Source organism: Paracoccus gahaiensis, assembly GCF_005048225.1.
GTDB lineage: Bacteria > Pseudomonadota > Alphaproteobacteria > Rhodobacterales > Rhodobacteraceae > Paracoccus > Paracoccus gahaiensis.
In genome coordinates this window covers 80,337-96,671 of sequence record NZ_SUNI01000011.1, presented here as the reverse complement: position 1 = coordinate 96,671, position 16,335 = coordinate 80,337, and the positions used below count along the sequence as shown (strand labels likewise).

The 16,335-nt window shown below is 69.1% G+C and carries 15 protein-coding genes and 1 pseudogene; 4 read left to right on the top strand and 12 right to left on the bottom strand.

Annotation, left to right across the window (positions count from 1 at the left end; genetic code table 11):
- Nucleotides 1-26 precede the first annotated feature (26 nt).
- The 11 genes and pseudogenes from FA743_RS12225 to iolG form a co-directional block, all read right to left on the bottom strand.
- Nucleotides 27-140, bottom strand: a pseudogene (locus FA743_RS12225) (IS5/IS1182 family transposase); the annotation flags it as partial.
- A 31-nt stretch (nucleotides 141-171) separates the two neighbouring features.
- Entirely contained in the window at nucleotides 172-966 is a 795-nt protein-coding gene (gene iolB / locus FA743_RS12220; RefSeq protein ID WP_136886386.1) for a 5-deoxy-glucuronate isomerase, read from the bottom strand.
- 79 nt (nucleotides 967-1,045) lie between these two features.
- Nucleotides 1,046-1,957, bottom strand: coding sequence for a myo-inosose-2 dehydratase (gene iolE, locus FA743_RS12215; protein WP_136886385.1), 912 nt, complete (start codon nucleotides 1,955-1,957; stop codon nucleotides 1,046-1,048).
- A gap of 11 nt (nucleotides 1,958-1,968) precedes the next feature.
- Nucleotides 1,969-3,795, bottom strand: coding sequence for a 3D-(3,5/4)-trihydroxycyclohexane-1,2-dione acylhydrolase (decyclizing) (gene iolD / locus FA743_RS12210; RefSeq protein ID WP_136886384.1), 1,827 nt, complete (start codon nucleotides 3,793-3,795; stop codon nucleotides 1,969-1,971).
- A gap of 44 nt (nucleotides 3,796-3,839) precedes the next feature.
- Complete coding sequence (locus tag FA743_RS12205) at nucleotides 3,840-5,744, bottom strand: bifunctional 5-dehydro-2-deoxygluconokinase/5-dehydro-2-deoxyphosphogluconate aldolase (RefSeq protein WP_136886383.1); 1,905 nt, start codon at nucleotides 5,742-5,744, stop codon at nucleotides 3,840-3,842.
- The gene (locus FA743_RS12200; RefSeq protein WP_136886382.1) at nucleotides 5,741-6,838 is read right to left on the bottom strand and encodes a Gfo/Idh/MocA family protein; all 1,098 of its coding nucleotides are present in this window, start codon (nucleotides 6,836-6,838) and stop codon (nucleotides 5,741-5,743) included. The genes FA743_RS12205 and FA743_RS12200 overlap by 4 nt, the downstream gene beginning before the upstream one ends.
- On the bottom strand, nucleotides 6,838-7,614 hold the full coding sequence (locus FA743_RS12195; protein ID WP_136886381.1) for an ATP-binding cassette domain-containing protein: 777 nt from the start codon (nucleotides 7,612-7,614) through the stop codon (nucleotides 6,838-6,840). Before FA743_RS12195 ends, FA743_RS12200 begins: the two co-directional genes overlap by 1 nt.
- The gene (locus tag FA743_RS12190) at nucleotides 7,614-8,714 is read right to left on the bottom strand and encodes an ABC transporter permease (protein WP_136886380.1); all 1,101 of its coding nucleotides are present in this window, start codon (nucleotides 8,712-8,714) and stop codon (nucleotides 7,614-7,616) included. The genes FA743_RS12195 and FA743_RS12190 overlap by 1 nt, the downstream gene beginning before the upstream one ends.
- A gap of 63 nt (nucleotides 8,715-8,777) precedes the next feature.
- Entirely contained in the window at nucleotides 8,778-9,701 is a 924-nt protein-coding gene (locus FA743_RS12185) for a sugar ABC transporter substrate-binding protein (protein WP_136886379.1), read from the bottom strand.
- Between the two features lie 79 nt (nucleotides 9,702-9,780).
- The gene (locus FA743_RS12180) at nucleotides 9,781-10,584 is read right to left on the bottom strand and encodes a sugar phosphate isomerase/epimerase family protein (protein WP_136886378.1); all 804 of its coding nucleotides are present in this window, start codon (nucleotides 10,582-10,584) and stop codon (nucleotides 9,781-9,783) included.
- A gap of 4 nt (nucleotides 10,585-10,588) precedes the next feature.
- Nucleotides 10,589-11,593: an inositol 2-dehydrogenase gene (gene iolG, locus FA743_RS12175; protein WP_136886377.1), complete on the bottom strand. Its 1,005-nt coding sequence runs from the start codon at nucleotides 11,591-11,593 to the stop codon at nucleotides 10,589-10,591.
- 137 nt (nucleotides 11,594-11,730) lie between these two features.
- Here iolG and FA743_RS12170 point away from each other — a divergent pair, with 137 nt between their 5' ends.
- The gene (locus FA743_RS12170) at nucleotides 11,731-12,741 is read left to right on the top strand and encodes a LacI family DNA-binding transcriptional regulator (protein WP_136886376.1); all 1,011 of its coding nucleotides are present in this window, start codon (nucleotides 11,731-11,733) and stop codon (nucleotides 12,739-12,741) included.
- 343 nt (nucleotides 12,742-13,084) lie between these two features.
- Here FA743_RS12170 and FA743_RS12165 read toward each other — a convergent pair whose 3' ends face one another.
- Nucleotides 13,085-14,023 (bottom strand): LysR family transcriptional regulator, encoded by a 939-nt coding sequence (locus tag FA743_RS12165; RefSeq protein ID WP_136886421.1) that lies wholly within the window; start codon nucleotides 14,021-14,023, stop codon nucleotides 13,085-13,087.
- A gap of 68 nt (nucleotides 14,024-14,091) precedes the next feature.
- On the opposite strand from FA743_RS12165, the gene FA743_RS12160 reads away from it, so the two are divergent.
- The 3 genes from FA743_RS12160 to FA743_RS12150 are packed head-to-tail and all read left to right on the top strand — an operon-like array spanning nucleotide 14,092 to nucleotide 16,335.
- Nucleotides 14,092-14,640, top strand: coding sequence for a carboxymuconolactone decarboxylase family protein (locus FA743_RS12160; protein WP_136886420.1), 549 nt, complete (start codon nucleotides 14,092-14,094; stop codon nucleotides 14,638-14,640).
- A gap of 35 nt (nucleotides 14,641-14,675) precedes the next feature.
- Nucleotides 14,676-15,476 carry an SDR family NAD(P)-dependent oxidoreductase gene (locus FA743_RS12155; protein ID WP_136886375.1) on the top strand — a complete coding sequence of 267 codons (801 nt, stop codon included), beginning with the start codon at nucleotides 14,676-14,678 and terminating at the stop codon, nucleotides 15,474-15,476.
- Nucleotides 15,469-16,335 carry an amidohydrolase family protein gene (locus tag FA743_RS12150; RefSeq protein ID WP_211242263.1) on the top strand — a complete coding sequence of 289 codons (867 nt, stop codon included), beginning with the start codon at nucleotides 15,469-15,471 and terminating at the stop codon, nucleotides 16,333-16,335. Before FA743_RS12155 ends, FA743_RS12150 begins: the two co-directional genes overlap by 8 nt.

The window sequence follows — 16,335 nt, the reverse complement described above, 5'->3', positions numbered from 1 at the left end:
CCTTCCGCCCCGTATTCTCTCGGTCAATCGCACCACCGCAAGCGATCGCGATTGATGAAGATGATCCCGGTCAGGACATGAAGATCATCAACCCGCAGACGACCCTGGCTCTAAAGAAAGAAAAAGCGAAGGCGCGCCATCAAGGGCTTTGAGCCGGACAAGGGTCCGTCGTCAAAAGAGGCCTTCAACCTCCGGAGCTGCGACAAACCGCCAGTTGCGGCGCGGGCCCGCCATGACGTTGAGGTAATACAGCTCGAACCCGGGGGGGGCGCCGCAGGGGTGGTGGCCGCGGGGCACCAGCACCACGTCGTGATCGCGCACGGCCATGACTTCGTCCAGGTTGCCATCATCCGTATAGACGCGCTGGACCGCCCAGCCATCGGCAGGGCGCAGGCGGTGGTAATAGGTTTCCTCCAGATAGGTGATGCGGGGGAAGTCGTCCTCGTCGTGGCGGTGGCTGGGATAGGAGGACCAGTGCCCCGCGGGGGTGAAGACCTCGGTCACCAGCAGGCTGTCGCAGACATCCTCGGCCTCCATCGCGATATTGTTGATCCAGCGGGTGTTGGTGCCCTCGCCCCGCTGCGTCAGGGTGATGCCGTCCGGTCCGATGCGGCGGGCGGCATGGCCGCCTTTCCCGGGCGCCGAGCAGACGGCGAGAGTGCAATCGGTGACGGCCTCGGCCGCCCAGTCCTGACCGGGGGGCACATAGAGGCAATGCGGCGGGGTCTTCTCGAACAGGTCCATGCGATCGCCCAGCACGCCCCAGTCCTGGCCGGCGGCCTGCATCGCGGCCTTGCCCTCGACCATGACCAGCATCACCTCGCGGTCGCTTGTGGCCTCCGCCAGCCGGTCTCCGGCCCGCAGGCGGTGCAGCGCGAAGCCGACATAGCGCCAGCCGGCATCCTGGGGCGTGATCCGGTGCACCTCTCCATGGGTGCCGAAGGGCTTTCGCAGCAGTCGGGGCATGAGTGTGGTCCTTCCTTGACGGTCGCCACCGGGGCGCGACGTGATCAGGGCAGGGGCGATGCGCCCTCCTGCCCGGGTTTCAGGCGGCGGATCGTCGATCCAGCCCCGCCGCGCGGGCGGCCTGACGCAGGGCGGCCAGACCCATCGACTGGTAGTGCAGCGGATCGCGGACCGCCGGGTCCTGCTCGGCCTCGATCACCAGCCAGCCCTCATAGTCGACATCCGCCAGGATGCGCAGCAGAGGCTCGAACTCGATCGCCCCTTCCGGATCGCCCGGCACGGTGAAGGCCCCGGCCATGACGCCCTGCAGAAAGGACAGCCCCTCGGCCCGGACCCGGTCCGTCACGGGACGGCGGATGTTCTTGGCGTGAAAATGCGCGACGCGGGCCGCATGGCGGCGCAGCACCGCCTGCGGATCGCCGCCGCCGAAGGTGCAATGGCCCGCATCGAACAGCAGATGCGTCGCGGGGCCGGTGGCCGCCATGAAGGCGTCGATGTCGTCCGGGCTTTCGACCACCGTGCCCATGTGATGATGATAGGCCAGCGTGACGCCCTGCCCCGCCATCCAGGCCGCGAAGGCCTCGATCTTCGCGCCGAAGGCCGTCATCTGCTGGGTCGTCAGCCGCGGGCGGTCGTTGACGGCGACATCCGGGCTGCCATGCACGCTGTTCGAGCATTCGCAGACGATGCAGACCTTGCAGTCATTGGCCTTCAGCCGGGCCAGATGCGGGCCGACGGCGGCGATCTCGTCCTCGACCGAGCGCACCAGCAAATGCGTGGAATACCAGCCCGAGATGAAGCGCAGCCCGTAGCTGCCCAGAAGCGCCTTGAGCGCCTGCGGGTCCTCGGGCCAGCGATGGCCGTTCTCGATGCCGTCGAAGCCGATCTCGCGGCCCGCCTCGCGCAGGATCTGTTCGGTCGGGATATGCGCGCCGATCGAGGTGTCGTCGTCATTGGCCCAGGCAATGGGATTGGTGCCGTAGAGGATCATGGGGGTCGCCTTCAATTGATCAGGGTCTGGCGCGTGATGTCCGCAAGATAGCGCGCATAGGCCTGTTGCAGGATGTCGGTCGCGCCGACCTGAGGCACCGCCACGTCCCAGAAGTGACCCGCGCCCTCCAGCCCGTCGCCGGGGCCGGGGCGGGCCGTGGTCTCGATGACGATGACGGTGGGCATGGCGCGGTCGCGGGCGGCGGCGACCTCGGCCTCCAGCGCGGGGATGTCGGCGGCCTTCACCGCATGCGCCCCCATGCTGGCGGCATGGGCCACGAAATCGATCCGCGGCTGTGCCTCGACACGGCAATCAACATACATGTTGTTGAAGGGGGCGCCGCCGGTCTGCGCCTGCAGCCGGTTGATGCAGCCGTAGCCGCGATTGTCGGTCAGGATCACCGTGAAGGGGATGCGCCGCATGACCGCCGTGGCCAACTCGCTGTTGGCCATCATGTAGCTGCCGTCGCCCACAAAGCACAGCACCTGCCGGTCGGGCAGGGCCAGCGCCAGCCCCATCGCGCCCGCGATCTCGTAGCCCATGCAGGAATAGCCGTATTCCATGTGATAGCCGCCCTGGCTGGCCTGCCACAGCAGCTTCAGCGCGCCGGGCATGGTCCCGGCGGCGCACAGGGCGATGCCCTCGGGGGCGGCGCGCTGGACCGCGCCGATCACCTGCGCATCGGTGGGCAGGCCTTGGCCCCCGGGCGCCGCGCAATGCGCGTCCACCGCCGTCAGCCAGGCGGCGCGCGCCTGCGCATCGGGGCTGAAGCGCAGATCCCCCAGGGCGCCGGTCAGCGCCTCCAGCGCCACGCGGGCATCGGCCACCAGCGACACCGCGCCATGCTTGGCCGCGTCATAGGGCTGGACGTTGATCGCCAGAACGGTGGCCTCGAACAGCGTCCGCGACCCGGTGGTGAAATCCTGCAGCCGGGTGCCGACCGCGATCACCAGATCCGCCGCCCGCGCCGCAGCATTCGCCGCCGCCGAGCCATCCACCCCCGCCGCGCCGAAGTTCATCGGATGGGCCTGCGCCAGGGCCGACTTGCCGGCCTGCGTCTCGATCACCGGGATGGCGTGGCGCGTCGCGACATCCGCCAGCGCGGCCTCGGCGCCGGAATGGATCACCCCCCCGCCGCAGACGATCACCGGCGCCTTGGCCGCGCGGATCAGGTCGACCGCGCGCGCCAGTTCCGCCGCATCGGGGGCGGGGCGGCGGATGTGCCAGATGCGGGGCGCGAAGAACGCCTGCGGCCAGTCATGGGCCTCGGCCTGCACGTCCTGGCAGAAGGACAGGCAGACCGGGCCGCAGTCGGCCGGATCGGTCATCACCCGCAGCGCCCGGGGCAGCGCGGTCAGCAGATGTTCGGGCCGGGTGATGCGGTCGAAATAGCGCACCACCGGGCGGAAGCAGTCGTTCGCGCTGATGGTGCCGTCGCCAAAGCTTTCGACCTGCTGCAGCACCGGGTCGGGCCTGCGGCTGGCGAAGACGTCGCCGGCGAGAAACAACACCGGCAGGCGGTTCACATGCGCCAGCGCGGCGGCCGTCACCATGTTGGTCGATCCCGGCCCGATCGAGGCCGTGACCGCCTGCGCCCGCCTGCGCCCATGACCCTTGGCGAAGGCGATGGCGGCATGGGCCATGGTCTGCTCGTTCTGTCCCCGCCAGGTCGGCAGCGCGTCGCCGATGCCGTGCAACGCCTCGCCCAGGCCCGCCACATTGCCGTGACCGAAGATCGCCCAGACCCCGTCGATGACGCGGTCCCCATCCTCGGTCATCTGCATGGACAGCCAGCGCACCATCGCCTGTGCCGCCGTCAACCGGATCGTGTCGCTCATGTCCCGCCCCTTCTTCTTTGTCCAAATACCCGTCTGACCGCCCGTCACGCTGCAGCCCGCGCCCGGTCCCAGATCGCGCACAGCCGTGCATAGCGTCCGGCCATTGCCGCAACCGCCGCCGCGTCGTCCATCCCACCTGCGAACCAGTCCCGCGCCACCTCGGCAAAGATGGTCCGCCCGACCGCGAAGCCGCGCACCAGCGGGAAGGACGCCGCGACCGCGAAGCTGGCAGCCAGATCGGCCTCGGGCGCGTCCAGGCCCAGCACGACGATGCCGCGGGTGTGGCGGTCGTTCTCCTCGATGGCGGCGATGGCCTTCGTCCAGGCGGTGCGGCTGGTCAGCGGTTCCAGCTTCCACCAGTCGGGGAAGATTCCTGCCGCATAGAACTGCGCGATCAGCGTCGCGGTGGTGTCGTCATCCACCGGCCCGACCTTGGAGGGGATGATCTCCAGCAGGAATTCCAGCCCGTTGCGGCGAGCGGCGGTGAACAGGCGCAAGACCGTCGTCTCCTGCTCGGCGCGCAGGGCGGGATCGTCGTCGGGGTGGCAGAAGCACAGGACCTTCACGACATTCTCGCGCGCCCATTCGGACAGTCCGCCGCAATCGGCGCCCAGCTCCGGCTCCAGCGTCAGGGGGCGCGATCCGGGCCATTCGGCGGGCCGCCCGATCCAGAGGCCGGTGCCCGAGGCCGCATGCAGCGCCGCCCGCCCGATGCGGTTGTCGCACAGGATGCCATAGCCCGCCTGCCCGTCCTGCACTTGCAGCGCGGCCTCCAGGCACAGGCGCTTGAAGGCCGCGCCCTTGGCGGGGGTATAACCCTCCAGCGCCTCCAGCTGCATCCGGTGATCGAAGGCGAAGACCCGCATCGTGGACCAGTCCCCGCCCATCCGGCCCTGCCGGTTGGTGGCCCAATGCAGCTGCTCCAGCGCCGCATCGTTGCGCAGATCGGGCTGCACCACGCCCCGATCCAAAAAGAAGCTCAGCTCCTCGAGCGAGGGATAGGCCGGCGTGCAGCCGTGGCGGCTGACCGCGAAGGCCCCGCAGGCATTGGCGTATTCCAGAGCGCGGGGCCAGCCGGCGTCGTCCAGCCAGCCCTTGAGCAGGCCCGAGAAGAACCCGTCGCCCGCGCCCAGCACGTTGAAGACCTCGATGGGAAAGCCCGGCCCCTGCTGGCCGCTGTCCCATCCGTCGATCGCGCCCGTGAAGGCCACCGCCCCCGCCGCACCGCGCTTGCAGACCAGAACGGCGTCGGACACCGCCCGCACTGCCCGAAGGGCCGCCAGAGTATCGGTCGTGCCGCCGGCGATGTGGAATTCCTCTTCGGTGCCCACGATCAGGTCGAACAGGTGCAGCGTCTTTTGCAACCTGGCGGTCACGGCGGCGCTTTCCACGAACCGGCTCTCGCCCGCGCCATGCCCCGCCACGCCCCACAGGTTCGGACGATAGTCGATGTCCAGCGCGGTGCGCGCACCCTGCGCCCGCGCCAGCTGCAGCGCCCGCATCACGGCGGCCTCGGTCTGGACGTGGCTCAGATGGGTGCCGGTGGCCAACACGCAGCGCGCCTCGGCGATCAGCCCCTCGTCGATATCGTCCGGCGACAGGGCCATGTCGGCGCAGTTCTCGCGGTAGAAGATCAGCGGGAAGCTGTCCTCGTCGCGGATGCCCAGGATCACCAGCGCGGTCAGTCGCTCGGGATCGGTCGCCACGCCGCGCACGTCCACGCCCTCGCGGACCAGCTGCTCGCGGATGAAGCGCCCCATATGTTCGTCGCCCACCCGCGTGATCACCGCCGAGCGCAGCCCCAACCGCGCCGTCCCGCAGGCGATGTTGGTGGGCGAGCCGCCGATATACTTGGCAAACGATCCCATGTCCTCCAGCCGACCGCCGATCTGCTGGCCGTAGAGATCGACCGAGGATCGGCCGATGGTGATCACGTCAAGGGGTGTCATGCGCCCTCCTGCAGGCTGATGGCGCGACCGTCCGAGGTCGCCATGGCATGGATGATCCGTTCGATCTGCAGCCCTTCGGCAAAGCCGGGCGCACAGGCATCGCTGCCGCCGATCGCGCGGATCAGGTCGCGGCATTCCACGACCTTCTGTTCGTTGAAGCCGAAATTATGGCCCGGCGCGGGGCAGAAGGCCGCAAAGTCGGGCTGGTCGGGCCCAGTCAGGTGGCGGGTGAAGCCCGCCGCGCCCGCACGATGGACCCACAGCTCGTTCATGTGTTCCTGATCGAAGACCAGCGTGCCGTCCGATCCGTGGATCTCCCACTGCAGGCGGCATTTGCGGCCCCGCGCGACGCGCGATGTGGCGAAGGACCCCTGCGCGCCGCTGGCGAAGCGGATCAGGGCCAGGGCGCTGTCCTCGTTCTCGACCGCGCGGGGGCCGTCCGGCGAGGGGCGCGTGGGCACCGCGATCTGGGTCATCGCGGTCAGCCCGGCCACCGGCCCCATCAGCGCGACCATGACCGAGACCAGATGGCAGCCCAGATCGCCCAACGCGCCCAGACCGCCGCCCGCCTGCGTCAGCCGCCAGGACCAGGGCAGCGCCGGGTCGGCCGAGTAATCCTCGTCATAGACGCCGCGAAAGGCCAGCGGGCGGCCGATGGTCCCGTCTGCCATCATGGCACGGGCCGCCTGAAAGGCCGGGCTGCGCAGGTAGTTGTAACCCAGAAGCGTCACCTGGCCGGGATGGGCTGCGGCCAGATCGGCCATGGCCTGCGCGTCCGCCAGCGTCAGCGCCATCGGCTTTTCCAGCCAGACATGCTTGCCCGCGCGCAGCGCTGCCTCGGCCATGGGGCGGTGCAGGCCGTTGGGGGTGGTGATGCTGACCACATCGACCGCCGGATCCGCGACCGCCGCCTGCCAGTCCCTCGTGGCGCGGGCAAAGCCGAACTGATCGGCCATGCCCTGCGCATCGCCCGCATCGGCCAGAACCTCCAGCCGGGGAGGGGAGCCGCCGAAGACGGTGGCGACGTTGCGCCAGGCCATCGCATGGCATTTGCCCATGAAGCCGGTGCCGATCAGGGCCACGCCGAGCGTCATCAGACCGTCCCCCCCAGGCTGCCTTCCAAGGTGGCCAGCTCCTGCCCGCCGGCCATCAGGTCCTGCAGCTCGGCGGCGTCGATCTGGCCGCGCTCGGCGGTGCCAAGCGTCTGGCCCCGGTTCAGCACCGTGAAGCGGTCGCCCACCGCCAGGGCATGGCGCACGTTGTGGCTGATGAACACCACCCCCACGCCCTGATTGCGCACCCGCGCGATCGTCGCCAGCACGTTTGAGGTCTGGCGCACGCCAAGCGCGCTGGTCGGCTCGTCCAGGATCAGCACCTTGGCGCCGAAATGGACGGCCCGCGCGATGGCCACGGTCTGCCGCTCGCCGCCCGACAGGGTGCCCACGGCCTGATCGGGCGCGCGCAGGTTGATGCCCATGGCGCGCATCTTCTCCATGGTGATGCGGTTCGCGGTGTCCAGATCGAACCGCTTGAGGAAGCGGCCCTTCGTCGGCTCGCGGCCCATGAAGAAGTTGCGCGTCACGCTCATCAGCGGGATCATGGCCAGATCCTGGAAGACGGTGGCGATGCCCGCCTCCATCGCGTCGCGGGGGCTGGAGAACTGCATCGGGCGGCCCTCGAAGGTGATCGTGCCCTCGGTCGGCTTGTGGACCCCCGACATGGTCTTGATGAAGGTCGATTTGCCCGCGCCATTGTCGCCCAGAAGGCAGTGACATTCGCCGGGTCGCACGTCGAAGGTGACCCCGTTCAGGGCGATCACATTGCCGAAATGCTTCTTGATACCCTGCATGTGGATGATCGGATCGGACATCAGCGTTCCCCCGTCACGCGCTTGCGGATGGCATTGTTGAAGACCACGGCCAGAAGCAGCATCGCCCCCAGGAAGACCTGGAACCAGTCCTGATCGAAGCCGGTATAGGTCAGGCCGATGGTGACCATGCCGAAGATGATCGCCCCGAAGAATGCCCCGATGGCCGAGCCGTAGCCCCCGGTCAGCAGGCAGCCCCCGATGACGGCGGCGATGATCGCCTCGAACTCCTTCATGAAGCCGCGCCGGGCGTCGGTCGACCCGGTGTCGATCACCGTGATGATGGCGACCAGCGCCGCCGCGCAGGCGGTCAGCATGAACAGCGAGATCTTGACCCGCCGCACCGGCACGCCCGAGTTGCTGGCCGCGTTCCGGTCGCCGCCGGTGGCAAAGATCCAGTTGCCGGCAGGCATGCGCAGCAGCACGAAGGTCGCGGCGGCGGCGATGGCCAGGAACCACAGGATCTCGACCGGGATGCCCGGAACCGAGGGCGCGCCCGAATTCAGCGAGGCGATCCAGCCCTGATCGGCCATCCAGCGGAACAGCGGACCGAAGGCGTCGCCCGAGAAGACCGGCGTCAGCCAGTCGCCGGCCACCGCCTCGCGCACGCCGCGCAGTTGCGTCGATCCGTTGGTGAACAGTTTCAGCCCGACCAGCGAGGCGCCGCGCAGGATGAACAGGAAGGCCAGCGTCACGATGAAGCTGGGCAGGCCGGTGCGCAGCACGATCGCCCCGTTGACCGCGCCGACCACGGCCGCGAAACCCATGGTCAGCGGGATCGCGAAGATCAGCGGCAGGCCCATGTTCACGACCAGCACGCCGAAGATCATGCCGGCGAAGGCCACCATGGACCCGATGGACAGATCGAACTCTCCGCCGATCATCAGCATGGCGGCGGCGATGCCCAGGATGCCAAGCTGTGCGGCGGGGGTCAGGAAGTTCATGATGCCGGCGAAGGTGAACATGGCCGGGCTGGCGGTCACCAGAAAGAAGAGCGTGACCAGAACGACCCCGCCGATGGCGCCCAGTTCGGGGCGCTTCATCAGGCGGGTGGTGAAGGATTGGGTCGTGATCCGCTCGTCCGCGGATGCGGTATCGGCCATGTCGGGGTCCCCCCTTTGCAGTCCGGTGGGGCGGGCGCGCGCGGTCCGCGCCCGCCGGTCAGATCAGCGGATGCCCTGCGCGGACAGCTCGATCACCTGGGCGGCACTGTCCTGGGTGACCAGGTTCGGACCCGAGGGCACGTCTCCGCCCGGCATCAGGCCGTATTCCGCGTGCAGCGCCAGGAAGGCGACCGGCAGATAGCCCTGCAGGTATTGCTGCTGGTCGATGGCGAAGGCCGCCTGCCCGTCCGCGACCGCCTGCAGGAAGCCCGCCGACAGATCGAAGCTGGCGATCAGCACGTCGTCACGGCCAAGCGCCTGCACGGCGGCGACGGAGGGCTCGCCGACCAGACTGGCCCCCAGACCCAGGATGGTGTCCACCTCAGGATCGGAATCCAGCGCGGCACGGACCTTGGACTGCACCTCGGTCGGATCGTTGGCGGTGGGCACGACGCTGACCGGATTGCCGAAGCCCTCGGCGAAGCCGGCGCAGCGCTGGTCCAGGCTGACATTGCCGACCTCCTGGTTGACGCAGATGCCCTTGGTGCCGCCCATCTCGGCCAGCCGCGTGCCCGCGGCCACGCCCGCGTCGTATTCCGACTGGCCCACATGCAGCAACGCGCCCAGTTCGGCCGCGACATCCGAGCCCGAATTCATCGAGATGACCGGAATGCCCGCATCGACCGCCCGCTGGATCGAGGGCCCGAGCGCGTCGGCATCCGGGATCGACACGACCAGCCCGTCGGGCGCCTGGTTGACGGCGGCGTCGATCAGCTGGCCCATGGCGACCATGTCGAACACTTCGGGCGACCGGAAATCGACCGTGGCGCCGGTATGTTCGCCGGCCTTGGCGGCGCCGTTCTTGACGACGGACCAGAACGGATCATTGGCCTGGCCATGCGCGACCACGATGATGTTCTGTGCCATGACGGGCGCGGCAAGCGCCATCAGCGCGGCAGTGGCGGCAGCGGTGGTGAATTTGGTCATGTGTAACCCTCCCAGGTTGTGATCTGCCGACGGCTCCCTCCGTCGACGATGGCCGGCGCGTCTTCGTGCGCGCGGGTTGTCAGTGGCCCAAGGCGCGGATGGCGCGGACGGACCGCGCCAGAATCGCCTCGAGCCGGTCTCGGTAGCCCGGTCCCTTGTCCGTCGAGAACGGATCGGGGCCGGGCGCGGCGGGTTCCAAGATCAGCGGACCCGCATAGCCGATCGCCTGCAACGCGGCGAACTGGGCGGCGAAATCGACATGCCCCTCCCCCACCGCGCCCCGGTTGCTGTCGGCCAGATGATAGAGGCCGATCCGGTCGCCCCCGGCCCGCAATGCGGCGGCGGGATCGGATTCCTCGATGTTCATGTGATAGGCGTCGGGCAGCAGGAACAGGTTCGCGGCCCCCACCCGGTCCAGCAGCGCCAGCCCCTGATCCACGCGGCGGACCTGATGGCTTTCATAGCGGTTCAGGATCTCGAAGCAGATGCGCCGGTCGCCCGCCATGGCGCAGATCCGCGCGACGCTGTCGGCCAGGATCGCATCCTCGTCCCTGTCCGAGACCGGGCGGATGCGCCCGACCAGACCGTGGCAGCCGATGCGCGGGGCATGGCCCAGGGCGTCGGACCAGTCGATCAGCCGGCGGTAATAGTCGAGGCCCGCCTCGCGCACCGCCGCGTCGGGATGGCTGATATCGGCATCCCCCGGCGTGATCGACCAGATGGCCAGCCCCGCATCCGCGAAGACGGCCCCCGCGACGACCGGGTCCAGCGACAGATCGCCGTGGATCTCGACCCCGGCCAACCCGGCGCGTGTAGCGCGTGCGGCAATGGCGGGCAGATCCTCACCGCCGAAGATCCAGGTGCAGCAACCGATCTCGCGCATGACCCTAGCCCAGCATGTCGGGGGTGATCGCCACGCTGGCCCCGCCATGCAGGGACCGGGTCGCGGCCTCGGCGCAGGCCAGGGCCGCCACGCCCTCGCGCAGGGTGACGGGCATCGGCGCCCCGGTGGTCACCGCCGTCAGGAACGCGGCCCATTCGTCCTCATAGGCGCGCATGTAGCGTTCCAGGAAGAAATGCAGCGGCTTGGCACTGACCGCGCCGGCGGTGGTGATCTTCTGCACGGTGTTTTCCAGCACGTTGCTGGCCGACAGCAACCCGCCCGACCCCAGAATCTCGATCCGCTGGTCATAACCGTAGCCGGCGCGGCGCGAGTTCTTGACGACCGCAAGGCGCCCATCGTCCCAGACCATCGTGACGACAGCCGTATCCACGTCGCCCGCGGCCCCGATGGCCGGATCGACCAGCGACGCGCCCTGCGCCGTGATGCGGGCGGGCGGGCCGCCGAACAGCCAGCAGGCCATGTCGAAATCATGGATCATCATGTCCCGGAACAGCCCGCCCGAGCTTGCGATATAGTCCACCGGTGGCGGCGCGGGATCGAAGGAGGTGATCGACAGCAGCTCTCCGGCGCCGATCTGGCCGTCGTCGAACGCTGCCTTGAGCGCCGCGAAATTCGGATCGAACCGGCGGTTGAAGCCGATCATCACCGGGCATCCGGTGGCCTCGGCGGCAGCTAGGGTGGCTAGCGCCCGCTCCAGCGACAGATCCACCGGCTTTTCGCACAGGACCGCCTTGCCGGCGGCGGTGGCGCGGGTGATCAGGTCGGAATGGGTGTCGGTCGAGGTCGCGATCAGCACCGCCTCGATGTCGGTGTCCGCGAGGATGTCCTCGACGCTGCGGGCCTGGGCGCCGATCCGGTCGGCCAGATCGCGGGCCGCCTGCATGTTGACATCGGCCACGGCCACCACGCGGCTGGCTGTGGTGGCGGTCATCGATTTCGCATGAACCAGCCCGATCCGGCCGGCCCCCAACAGGGCAACCTTCAGCATTCCGCATCCCCCCTCGACTCACGTCCGAAGTCTCTCTCCGCAGTCAGGATGCCGCGTCTTGCACGCGCGTGCAACTATAATCTGCACGCGCGTGCAAGACCCTTCCGGCGGCGGGCCCGTCAGGGTACCCTGACGCGATGAACAGTCTGGACGACAATGACGGCAGCGTGACGGCGGATGACGTGGCAGCGGCGGCAGGCGTGTCGCGCTGGACCGTGGCGCGGGCCTTCAAGAAGGATGCCTCGATCTCGCGCAAGAGCCGTGAACGGGTGATCGCCGCCGCCGAGGCGCTTGGCTATGCGCCCGACCTGCTGGCCTCGGGGCTGGCCTCGGACAGGTCCGGGCTGGTGGCGATCATTACGAACGACTTCAACAATCCGCACAAGCTGGTTCTGCTGGAGCGGCTAACCCGGATCCTCTGGGCCAAAGGCTGGGCCACGCTGCTGATGCACATGTCCGACAGCGACGACGCCTCCGCCGCGCTTCTGGCCGCCAGCCAGCGGAGGGTGGATGCGGCGGTGCTGATCGGCACGCGGTTCAACGACGCGGTGCTGAACACGGCGCTTGGCGCGCGGCGGGTGAAGAAGCTGGTCATCTTTGCCCGCTACAGCCAGAATCCCGGCACGTTGACCATCGCCTGCGACGATGTGATCGCGATGCGCGACATCGCGGACCACCTTCTGGAGAAGGGCTATCGACGACCGGTCTTTCTGGCAGGTCCCGACACCCAATCGGCCAAGCTGCATCGGAAATCCACCTTCACCGCCTACTGGCAGGAGCGCACCGGCACCCCGGTTCCCACGCTCCATGCGGATGCGTATGACTCGGGCGCGTCGATCGCGCGGGTCACGCGCTTTCTGGCCGGGCAATCCCCGGATCGGCGCCCCGACGTGATGGTCTGCGAGAACGACATCATCGCCATCGGCGCGATCGACGCGATGCGCTGCCATCTGGGCCTGCGCGTGCCGCAGGACATCGCGGTGACGGGGTTCGATGATATCCCGCTGGCAGCCTCGCCCGCCTATCTGCTGACGACCTATCGGCAGCCGATCACGGCCATGACCGAGAAGCTGCTGGAGGTGCTGGAGGGCAAGGTGACCCATGACGTGCATCTGCCCGGACGATTGGTCCTGCGCGCCACGACCTGAGCGGCCGCGGAGCCGCGCCGGGGTCGAGCGCCTCGGGCGGATGGGGTCTGCCCGATCCCCTCGACAGCAATCCTTGCGGCAAGCGACCGAACCGATCTTTGCGCGATGATCGCCGGCCTACCGACCCGCACTGCTCAAACGACCGCCCCCGCATCCCTCTGCACCCCTTGTCCATCGGAGCGTTCCGCAGTCCACGCTCGATGATCCTGCCGGTTCGGTCGCGGGCCCATGCGCGCGCGGCATGGGGCACCATGATCACATGCTATTGGACAGGCCCCCTTTGCCGTCGCAGAACCGTCGGCGGAGGATGATGATGCCCGCGACCCCGACATCGACCCCGATCCTATCCTGGCTCGACCAGCGTGGCCCCCGGCCAATCGCCCCGCGCGACCAGTTCCGCGACCGAGGCGCGCAACACTCCCTCCAGCGTGCGCACCATCCCCGGATCGGCGCCATCGCGGCGGATGCCGGTCGAGATGTAGCTGAGAACCTGCGGGGCTTCGATCTCGATCACCGCCAGCTCGCCCCGCGCCACGTCGCGCGACACGCCCGCATAGGTCTGGATCGTGGCCCCCACCCCTTCCTGCACCATCGCCTTGATCAGCGGGATCGAGTTCACCTCCATCACCACGTTCAGCGCGATGCTGTGGCTCAGTGCCACACGCTCGATCAGGCGGCGGTTGCTGTGCGGCAGGCTGGCCAGCACCAGGGGCACCGCGCGCAGGTCGCGAAAGGCGATGGCGCCGGGGCCATGGCGGTCCAGATCCTCGGGGCGGACGGCCAGCACCATGCGCTCGCGCAGCAGGGGTGTCAGGGTGATGCCCTCGATGGGGGTGGGATTGTGCAGCAGCGACACGTCGATGCGGTGTTCCAGCAGCCATTCCTCGAGGAAGGTGCTGATCCCCTCGCGCACCACCAGCGTCGCCTCGGGCCACATGGCGCGAAAGCGGCGATAGACCTCGGGCAGGATCAGCAGCCCCGAGGTCGGCGCGGTGCCAAGCGCCAGGCTGCCGGCAAAGCCCACGGGATCGTCGCGCACCGAGGCCATCACCTGCCGGAACTGGTCGATCAGCGCCTCGGCCTGCGGCAGGAAGCGGCTGCCCGCCTCGGTCAGGGCCACGCCCTTGCCGTGGCGGTCCAGCAGGGTCACGCCCAGTTCGTCCTCCAGCTTGCGCAACTGCCGGCTGAGGGCGGGTTGCGCCACGTTCAGGTGATGGGCCGCCGCGCTGACGCTGCCCGACCGGGCGATCTGCACGAAATAGCGAAGTTCCCGGATGTCCATCGGCACGCGCCCCCCGGCCCTTGGCTAACGGGATTGCGCCCGACTGTCACCACCTTGAAAGGATGCCCATGCGCCTGCCCGACCTGACCCCCGACCGGATGACCCCGCGCCAGCGCGAGGTCGCCGATGAGGCCATCCGCGGCAAGCGCGGCCGCATGCCCGCACCCCTGCGCGCCTGGATCCATTCCCCCGAGATGGGCGACCGCGCGCAGAAGCTGGGCGAGGTGCTGCGCTATGACACCACCCTTGGACCGCGCCTGTCCGAGATGGCGATCCTGATGATGGCGCGGCACTGGACCTCGGATTACGAGTGGTTCGTGCACAAGCGCGAGGCGCTGAAGGCGGGGCTCGATCCCGCCGTCATCGACGCCATTGCCACGCATCGCCCGCCCGAGGGGCTGGACGACCGCCAGCAGGCGCTGTTCGCCTACACCACCGAACTGCTGGACAGCCGCAGCGTGTCGGACGCGACCCATCGGCGCGCCGTCGCAGCGCTTGGGGCGCAGGGCGTGGTCGAGCTGGTGGGCCTTCTGGGCTATTACACGCTGGTCTCGATGACGCTGAACGCCTTTGCCATCGGCCTGCCCGAGGGCGAGACCCCCGAGCTGTCCCGCTGACATATCCCTGACCCATCGACATGAAGGAGAACCCCATGGCCGGACGGCTTGAAGGCAAGGTTGCAATCATCACGGGCGCGGGCTGCGTCGGCCCCGGTTGGGGCAATGGCCGCGCGGCCTCTGCGATCTTCGGACGCGAGGGGGCGCGCATCTTTGCCGTGGACCTGCGCGAGGAGACGATGACGGAGACCGTCGCCCGCACGCAGGAGGCAGGCGCCGAGATCGCCACCCATACCTGCGACGTGACCGACAGCACGGCGGTGGCCCGCATGGTCGCCGCCTGCGTCGAGCGGTTCGGGCGGGTCGACATCCTGGTCAACAACGTGGGCGGCTCGGCCAAGGGCGGCGCGGTGGCGCTCTCCGAGGAGGACTGGGACCGGCAGATGGACGTGAACCTGAAGACGGTGTTCCTGACCTGCAAGCATGTCATTCCGCAGATGGAGGCGCAGGGCGGCGGGGCGATCATCAACACCGCCTCGACCTCGGGGCTGCGGTTCACCGGTGCGGCGCAGGTGGCCTATGCGGCGGCCAAGGCGGGGATCATCCATTTCTCGCGCGTCTCGGCGGTGGAATATGCGCCCAAGGGCATCCGCATCAACACGGTGGTGCCGGGCCAGATGCACACGCCCATGGTCGAGGCGCGTCTGGCCGGTCAGCGCGCGGGCGGCGACGTGGACGCGCTGCTGGCGGCGCGTCAGAAGCGCATTCCCCTGGGTTTCATGGGCGACGGGCGCGACACGGCCCATGCGGCGCTGTTTCTGGCCTCGGACGAGGCGCGCTTCGTGACCGGCACCGAGATCGTCGTGGATGGCGGCATGGTGGCGCGCTGTGACTGACAGCTGCATGCCGGATGGCGCGGCGCCGATGACCGCGCCGTCGCGTCCCGCCGTGACCCTGCCCGCAGGGGCCTGCGACAGCCATTGCCACATCTTCGGCCCCTTCGACCGCTTTCCCCTGCCCGAGGATCGCAGCTTCAACCCGCACGAGACGCCGGAACCGGCGCTTCGGGCGCTGCACGATCATCTGGGCATCGACCGCGCGGTGATCGTGCAAAGCCAGGGCCACGGGCTGGATCATGCGGCTCTGCTGGACGCGCTGGACCGGGGCGCGGGGCGCTATCGCGGCGTGGCGCTGCTGCGGCCGGGCATGCCCCGCGCGGCGCTGCAGGATCTGGACCGGCGCGGCATCCGGGGCGTGCGCTTCAGCTTCATGCCGCATCTGGGCCGCCCCGATCTGGACATGGTGCGCGCGGTGATCGCCGAGGTCGCGCCTCTGGGCTGGCATGTCGCCCTCCATGTCGCGGGTGACGGGCTGGCCGAGATGTCGCCCTTCATCGCCGCCATCGACGCGCCGGTGGTCATCGACCATATGGCGCGGCCCGAACGGCCCGACGATCCGGCCTGTCTGGACGGCCTGCGGCGCCTGCTGGACCGAGAAAAGGTCTGGATCAAGCTCAGCTGCGCCGAGCGGCTGACCCGGGCGGGGGCGCCCTATGACGATGTGGCGCCCTTGATGCGGGCGCTGATCGATCATGCGCCGGACCGGATGCTGTGGGGCAGCGACTGGCCACATGTGAATTTGCACGGGCCGATGCCCGACGAGGGGACGCTGGTGGACCTGCTGGCCAGCCTGACCACCGAAGCCGAGCGTCGGCAGATTCTGGTCGACACCCCCGCGCAGCTGTTCGGCTTCTGA

Excerpts from the sequence above, each read along its gene's own strand:
- iolB (WP_136886386.1), bottom strand. The coding sequence starts at position 966 with ATGCCCCGACTGCTGCGAAAGCCCTTCGGCACCCATGGAGAGGTGCAC.
- iolE (WP_136886385.1), bottom strand. The coding sequence starts at position 1,957 with ATGATCCTCTACGGCACCAATCCCATTGCCTGGGCCAATGACGACGAC.
- iolD (WP_136886384.1), bottom strand. The coding sequence starts at position 3,795 with ATGAGCGACACGATCCGGTTGACGGCGGCACAGGCGATGGTGCGCTGG.
- FA743_RS12205 (WP_136886383.1), bottom strand. The coding sequence starts at position 5,744 with ATGACACCCCTTGACGTGATCACCATCGGCCGATCCTCGGTCGATCTC.
- FA743_RS12200 (WP_136886382.1), bottom strand. The coding sequence starts at position 6,838 with ATGACGCTCGGCGTGGCCCTGATCGGCACCGGCTTCATGGGCAAATGC.
- FA743_RS12195 (WP_136886381.1), bottom strand. The coding sequence starts at position 7,614 with ATGTCCGATCCGATCATCCACATGCAGGGTATCAAGAAGCATTTCGGC.
- FA743_RS12190 (WP_136886380.1), bottom strand. The coding sequence starts at position 8,714 with ATGGCCGATACCGCATCCGCGGACGAGCGGATCACGACCCAATCCTTC.
- FA743_RS12185 (WP_136886379.1), bottom strand. The coding sequence starts at position 9,701 with ATGACCAAATTCACCACCGCTGCCGCCACTGCCGCGCTGATGGCGCTT.
- FA743_RS12180 (WP_136886378.1), bottom strand. The coding sequence starts at position 10,584 with ATGCGCGAGATCGGTTGCTGCACCTGGATCTTCGGCGGTGAGGATCTG.
- iolG (WP_136886377.1), bottom strand. The coding sequence starts at position 11,593 with ATGCTGAAGGTTGCCCTGTTGGGGGCCGGCCGGATCGGGCTGGTTCAT.
- FA743_RS12170 (WP_136886376.1), top strand. The coding sequence starts at position 11,731 with ATGAACAGTCTGGACGACAATGACGGCAGCGTGACGGCGGATGACGTG.
- FA743_RS12165 (WP_136886421.1), bottom strand. The coding sequence starts at position 14,023 with ATGGACATCCGGGAACTTCGCTATTTCGTGCAGATCGCCCGGTCGGGC.
- FA743_RS12160 (WP_136886420.1), top strand. The coding sequence starts at position 14,092 with ATGCGCCTGCCCGACCTGACCCCCGACCGGATGACCCCGCGCCAGCGC.
- FA743_RS12155 (WP_136886375.1), top strand. The coding sequence starts at position 14,676 with ATGGCCGGACGGCTTGAAGGCAAGGTTGCAATCATCACGGGCGCGGGC.